Annotated in this window: 7 protein-coding genes; 6 read left to right on the forward strand and 1 reads right to left on the reverse strand. The window is 66.8% G+C overall.

The window, feature by feature from the left end:
- From AC25ND_RS26005 to AC25ND_RS26030, 6 genes are all read left to right on the forward strand, one after another.
- Positions 1–672 (forward strand): energy transducer TonB family protein, encoded by a 672-nt coding sequence (locus tag AC25ND_RS26005; protein WP_028692167.1) that lies wholly within the window; start codon positions 1–3, stop codon positions 670–672.
- A gap of 38 nt (positions 673–710) precedes the next feature.
- Positions 711–2,411, forward strand: a complete 1,701-nt coding sequence (locus AC25ND_RS26010) for a putative porin (RefSeq protein WP_241413454.1) — start codon at positions 711–713, stop codon at positions 2,409–2,411.
- A gap of 15 nt (positions 2,412–2,426) precedes the next feature.
- Positions 2,427–3,074 carry a hypothetical protein gene (locus tag AC25ND_RS26015; RefSeq protein WP_028692165.1) on the forward strand — a complete coding sequence of 216 codons (648 nt, stop codon included), beginning with the start codon at positions 2,427–2,429 and terminating at the stop codon, positions 3,072–3,074.
- Positions 3,075–3,102: 28 nt separating this feature from the next.
- A complete protein-coding gene (locus AC25ND_RS26020; protein ID WP_062361204.1) occupies positions 3,103–3,579 on the forward strand; it encodes a YbjN domain-containing protein in 477 nt (158 codons plus the stop codon).
- Entirely contained in the window at positions 3,576–4,532 is a 957-nt protein-coding gene (locus tag AC25ND_RS26025; protein WP_062361202.1) for a peptidylprolyl isomerase, read from the forward strand. Before AC25ND_RS26020 ends, AC25ND_RS26025 begins: the two co-directional genes overlap by 4 nt.
- A 99-nt stretch (positions 4,533–4,631) precedes the next feature.
- Positions 4,632–5,552, forward strand: coding sequence for a LysR family transcriptional regulator (locus AC25ND_RS26030; protein WP_247284487.1), 921 nt, complete (start codon positions 4,632–4,634; stop codon positions 5,550–5,552).
- Between the two features lie 9 nt (positions 5,553–5,561).
- On the opposite strand, the gene alkB is transcribed toward AC25ND_RS26030, so the two are convergent.
- Complete coding sequence (gene alkB / locus AC25ND_RS26035) at positions 5,562–6,206, reverse strand: DNA oxidative demethylase AlkB (protein WP_280071544.1); 645 nt, start codon at positions 6,204–6,206, stop codon at positions 5,562–5,564.
- Positions 6,207–6,514 lie beyond the last annotated feature (308 nt).

Raw genomic sequence — 6,514 nt, forward strand, 5'->3', positions numbered from 1 at the left:
ATGGAACGTACAGTCAACCCCCGCCGCCTGCTGACCTGGGCCGTGCTCGCCGTTGCTGGCGCTGGCCTGGCCTGGCTGCTGTGGCAGTGGGCCAACGACATGGCCGGGGTGCGCCGCGAAGCGCCCAAGGTGCCGGCGATCATCCCGCTGCCGCCACCGCCGCCACCACCGCCCGAGCCGCCCAAGGAGCCCGAGCCGCCGGTCGAGGAGAAGATCGTCGAGCCGCAGCCGGTGCCCGAGGCCGAAGAGGTCAAGCCCGCCGAGGAGGCGCCCGATCCGGCCCAGGACCTGGCCGAGCCGATGCAGATGGACGGCGACGCGCAAGCGGGCGGCGACAGCTTCAACGTCGGCGCCGGCAAGGGCGGCGGCATGGCCGGTGGCGGCGGAGGGGGGCTGGGCAGCGGCACCTACAGCCAGTACCTGGCCTACGCCTTCCAGCGCCTGCTGCGCGACAACCCCGAGCTGCGCAACCTGGTGTTCAACCTGCAGGCCGAGATCTGGCTCAGTGCCGCGGGCGAGATCACCCGTGTCGAGCTGCTGCGCGGCAGCGGCGAGCCGGAGGTGGACGCCCAGGTGCTCGCCGCCCTGCGCGGCGCCCGCGCCCTCGACCAGCGCCCGCCCGCCAACCTGACCTTGCCGGTGAAGATCGCCCTGCAGGGGCGCCGGCCATGAACAACGAAGCACGACTGACCCACAGGAGCTGCAAACCTATGAAGTGCCCAGTCAACCGATTGACCCTGGCGCTCGGCCTGCTGGCCGCCGCCACCGCGGTCGGTCCGACCGTCGCCCACGCCGCGCCGTCGGAGAACGCGACCGTCAACCTGATCCGCCTGCTGGTGGAGCAGGGCGTGCTCAAGCAGGACAAGGCCGACGCGCTGATCGCCCAGGCCGAACGCGAAGCTCAGCAGGCGCGGGTCGCCGCCAGCGGCGCGCCGATTGTCGCCCAGGCCCCGGCCGCCAACGGTGAGGTGCGCGTGCAATACGTGCCGGCCATCGTCCGCCAGCAGATCCGCGACGAGATCAAGGCGGAGGTGATGAGCACCGCCAAGCAGGAAAACTGGGCCGCGCCCAACACCTTCCCTGACTGGGCCTCACGCATCAGCTTCGACGGCGATCTGCGTTTGCGCTACGAGTCGCGTTCCTATGCCGATGGCAACAGCAACGAGATCGTCGATTTCGCCAAGCTCAATGAAAAGGGCCCCTACGACGTCAACCCCAACAGCAGCTCAAGCCTGCCTCCGTTGCTCAACACCCGCGAGGATCGCGACAGCCTCCTGCGCCTGCGGGCGCGCTTCGGCCTCAAGGCGCAGCTGGCGGAGAACTGGGTGGCTGGCATCCGCGTCGCCACCGGCTCCAACAACAACCCGGTCTCGACCACCCAGAACCTTGGTGGCGGCTTCGGCAAGAAGGACATCTGGCTCGACCAGGGCTACGTCACCTGGACGCCGAGCGAGCGCCTGACGCTGACCGGCGGGCGGATCGCCAACCCGTTCATGTCCACCGACATCCTGTATTCCCACGACCTCAACTTCGATGGCGTGGCGGCGCTGTTCGACCAGCCGCTGGGCCGCGACCTCAGCCTGTTCGGCACCGTCGGCGCATTCCCTGTGCAATACAGCGACGACAACGCCACCAGCAACGGCCTGGATAAGGAAGACAGCGACAACAAGTGGCTGTACGGCGCGCAGTTGGGCGCGAAATGGGCGCTCAACGACAGCAATCGACTCAAGGGCGCGATGGCCTATTACCGCTTCGACGATATCGCCGGCGAGCGCTCCACCCCTTGCGCCCCGTGGGATGGCCAGCCGGGCTGCGACAGCGACGAATCCCGGCCGACCTTCATGCAGAAGGGCAACACCGTGTTCCTGCTCCGCGACATCACGCCGAATCCGGCCAACCCGGCGGCCACGCCGCAGCCGCAATTCGTCGGCATTGCCTCGGAGTTCGAGCTGCTCGATTTGAACCTGGTGTGGGACGCCGACCTGCCCCATGACTTCAAGCTGCGCAGCCAGGCCAACTACGTCCACAACCTGGCCTACGACGAGGGCGACATGCGCAAGCGTTCGGCGGGACAACTGGCCAACAACGTCGACGAGAACGGCAACCTCAAGAGCGGCGGCGATGCCTGGATGCTCCAGTTCACCCTGGGCAACGCCCTGGACATGCGCAAGGCCGGCGACTGGAACCTGTTCGCCGGCTACAAGCGCATCGAGCCCGACGCGCTGCCGGACGGCTTCAACGACTCGAGCTTCCACCTCGGCGGCACCAACGCCAAGGGTTATTTCCTCGGTGGCAACTACGGCCTGGCCGACAACGTCTACGCTACAGCCCGTTGGTTGAGCAGCGAGGCAGTCTACGGCGCGCCGTTTGACATCGATGTGCTACAACTTGAAGTCAACACTCGGTTCTAGGGAAGGAGCACGGGCATGAACAAGGGAGCTTATCGCCACCGCTGCGCCTGGTTGATGCTGGCCCTGGGCGCAAGCCTGGCGGCCTCGGCGTCGGCCGAAACCCTCGAGGAACGTCTGCGCACCCAACTGCGCAGCACCACGCAACAGCTGCAGGCCCTGCAGAGCGAGCAAGCCCAGGCCAGCGCCGCCCGCCAGGCGGCCGAGCAGCAGCGTGACGCTGCTCAAGGCCAGGTACGCGAACTGACCGCGCAACTGGCCAAGGCCCGCGGCCAGAGCGAGCAACTGGCTGGCCAGCAACAGGCCGTGCACAGCCAGGCCCAGGCGCTGGTGGCCAGCAGCAACGAACAACTGCACAAGTACAAGCAGGCCTATGACGAGCTGCTGGCGATGGCGCGCGCCAAGGAAAGCGAGCGCGCCACCCTGCAGGCGCAACTGGGCGAGCGTGACAGCCAGGTGCAGCAATGCCAGGCCCGCAACCAGCAGATGTACGGGGTGGCCAAGGAGATGCTGGCCGCCTACGAGAAGGTCGATATCGCCGATGTCATGAAGATGCGCCAGCCCTTCGCCGGTGGTGCCCGGGTCAAGTTCGAGGAGCTGGCCCAGGCCTATGGCGACAAGCTTTACGAAAGCCAGTTCGACGCCCCCAAGGGCGTGCCCCATTGACGTTTTCTCAACGCAAGGAAGTAAGCACATGACCGAAGTGACCCTGATCGAAACCGTTAGCGCCGACTCCCTGACCCAGTTGCTGCAGGATGCCGGCTGCCGGGTCAACCGCACCGAGCAGAACGCCGTGGTGCAGTTGCTCAGCGCCAGCCAGGGCGTGGGTTATGCCGTACGTTTCGGCAACCGGGCCGCGGGCAAGGAAGGCGAGTTCCTCGACTTCACCTTCAGCTGCGCCCTGCGTATCCAGGGCGAGCTGCCGGCGGGCCTGGCCGAGCACTGGAACGCCAGCCGCCGCTTCGCCCGGCTGTCGGTGCAGGGCGAGTTCCTGGTGATGGAGCAGGATGTGGTGGTCGCCGATGGCGTCAGTCAGCAGCATTTGCTGGGCAGCCTGGTGCTGTGGGATCGATTGCTGCAGGAACTGATCGTCTACCTGCGCGACTACAGCCGTAACGTGGCCGGCCAGCAACAAACCCAGGTCGCCCATGACGAAGAGCGCGCCTCGTGACGGCGCGCACTTTCTGGGCCGGCGCCGGCGCGCTGGCCATTGTCGCGGTGGCGGTTGCCCTGGCCTTGCGCCCGGGCGACGAGCCGGTGGCGGCGGCGCGTCCAGCGTCGCCAGCCGCCCTGGTGGCGGCCGACAAGGGCCCGGTATTGGCGCGCCTGGGCGAGCAGCAGGTTGGCAGTGGCGAACTCAAGGCGCTGTTCGCCCAGTTGCCCGAGGAAGCCCGGGCCAGCCTGCGCGGCGACCGACCGGCATTGGAGGCCTGGATCCGCGCCCGCCTGGCGGAAAAGGCTCTCTACCAGCAGGCCGAGGCCCAGGGCTGGTTGCAGCGCCCGGAAATCCAGGTGCAGACCCGCGCGGCCACCGAGCAGATCGTCCTGCGCGACTACCTGAACTCGGTGAGCAAGGTGCCTGACGATTACCCCAGCGAGGCTGAGCTCAAGCAGGCCTATGAGGCGGGCAAGGCCGGGTTGCAACTGCCGGTGCGCTACCGCCTGAGCCAGATCTTCCTGCGGGTGGAAAATCCCAGGGACGACGAGGCCGTGCGCAAACAGGCCCAGACGCTGGCCAAGCAGGCCCAGGCTGCGGATGCGGACTTTGCCGCGCTCGCCCGTGAACACTCCCAGGATGCCGGCACGGCCTCCGCCGGCGGCGACACCGGACTGCAGGCCCTGGCGCAATTGCTGCCCGAGGTACGCGGGGTGGTGCCCAAGCTGAAGGTGGGCACGGTCAGCGACCCGGTGCAGAGTGTGGCGGGCTACCACATCATCAAGCTGGTCGAGCAGCAGCCCGCCAGGGCAGCGACCTTCGAGGAGGTGGCGCCACGTTTGCGCGAATTGCTGCGCGCCCAGCGCCAGGAGCAGGTGGCCAAGGCCTATGTCGAGGGGATGTTCGACACGGCCACCCTGAGCATCGATGGCGCGGCGCTGAACCAGGTCCTGGAAAGCAGCCGCTAGTCGCCAACAACCATGGAAGAGCCGGGCCTGCCCAGGCGGGCCCGTGGGAGGCGAGGGATGCCGATCGATTTGTCCCCGGGGCGAGCCCCGGATACCGCCATGCCTGTCGTTCGTCCCCAGGTGCCGTTGGCCCTGGACGAACAGACCCTGAACTGTTTCCTGGTCACCGCGCGCTGCGGCTGTTTCATGCAGGCGGCGCGGCGGCTTAATCTCAAACCGGTGGCCCTGCGCAAACGCCTGGCGGCGCTGGAGGCGCGCCTGGGCTACAGCCTGTTCGTCAACCGCAACAATAACCCGGTGCTCAGCCAGCAGGGTGAACGCCTGCTGCTGATACTCCAGGCGCGCGAGCCGGTCGTGCCGCTGCCGCGAGAGCAAAGCGCGAGCGTGCGCTTGGCCGTGGCCGAGCCGCTGCTGCAGGACCTGCTGGGTCGCAATCTGATCAACTTCGTGCGCCAGCATGCCGGCATGCGTCTGGAGGTGGCCACCCTTGACGGTCGCCAGGCGCCCGAGCAGGTTGCCGATGTCGCCCTGTGGCTGGGTGATGCCAGCCACGGCGCCCATGCTGGCAGTTTTGCCGGTGCCGCCCCCGAGGCTCTGGCCACCCTCGAGTACCTGCCGCATATCGCCAAGCGCTATGCCCGTGAGGCCAACCGGCCGACCAGCCTGGCGGACCTGCAGGACTACATGCTGGTGCAATGGCAGGGCGAAGCTGGCGTGCAGGCGCTGATGCCCTGGCAGGCACTGCTGCGCACCCGTACGGCCGGGGTGACGCAGATCCAGGACTACGAGATGTACTGCCAGCTGATCAAGTGCAGCGCCAGCGTCGGCTTGTTGCCGCACTATGCGACGCACCTGGACCGTGGATTGCTGGCCTTGCCGGGCCTGTTCCGCGAACCGATGCGGCGGCGGGTGTGGCTGGCGGTCAACGGCCAGACCGAGGCCTACCCGCTGGTGCAGGTGATGGTGGGGGCGATCCGGGCTGCTTTCGACGAACGGCGCGAGTGGTTCTGTAGTCCGTAGCTGCCGAACTCATCCTGCCTTGCGCAGGGTGAGGTTGATTCGTCGCTCGCCCATGCGTGGGTGAACGCCAGGTTTGATCGGCATCACGCCATGAAAGCGCAGACGGTCTTCGCCGCCCCACACCAGCACGTCACCGTGATTCAGCGGGATGCGCTGGGGACGGTCCGAGCGCTGCAGGCCGCCGAACAGGAATACCGCTGGCAGACCCAGTGAGATCGAGACGATCGGTTGTCCGTAGTCTTGTTCGTCGCGGTCCTGGTGCAGGCTCAGACGGGTGCCGGGCAGGTAATGGTTGACCAGGCAGGCGTCCGGTATGAAGCCTTCGAAGCCTGCCAGTGCGGCGGCTCGGGTGGCCAGGTCGATGAGTACCTGGGGCAGGGCGGGCCAGGGTTTTGCGCTGACAGGGTCAATGGGGGTATAGCGGTAGCCGTTTTCGTCGCTGATCCAGCCCAGTGAGCCGCAGTTGGTCAGGGCCACGGCCATGCGCAGGCCGCCGGGGGTTTGCATATGGCGAAATGGTGCTGCGCGGAGCACGGGGCGCAGGGCGTCCAGCAGGGGTTCGAGGTCGGGCAGGGCGAAGCCGGGCAGCAGCGTTGTCTGGGGGGCCAGGCGCTGGGGGTGGGGGGCGAAGAGGTCGAGGTTGGACTGGATCATGGTTGGCTTGGGGGAGGCCTGGGGAGGGGGTATTGTAGCTCGCGCTGGCGGGTGTGGGGATCTCGTATGGTTTTGAGTGTTTTAACTCTGGTGGCGTATTGTGTTTAAAGGTTTGTGGGTTGTTGTTGTTGTTGTTGTTAGGTGGTTTTGGAAGTTGTATGCGCATTTATTTGAGATGTCGACGCTTATTTCGCTGTTTCGCCTTGCGGGGAAGTGTCAGATTTTTTGTGTGCGGGCCGGTAACGGCCTGCCGTCAGGCAGGCCCTGACTTTCACCAGGTCGGCCTGATGAACCGATCTCCGTACAAA

This window comes from Pseudomonas sp. P110(2024) (assembly GCF_057480795.1).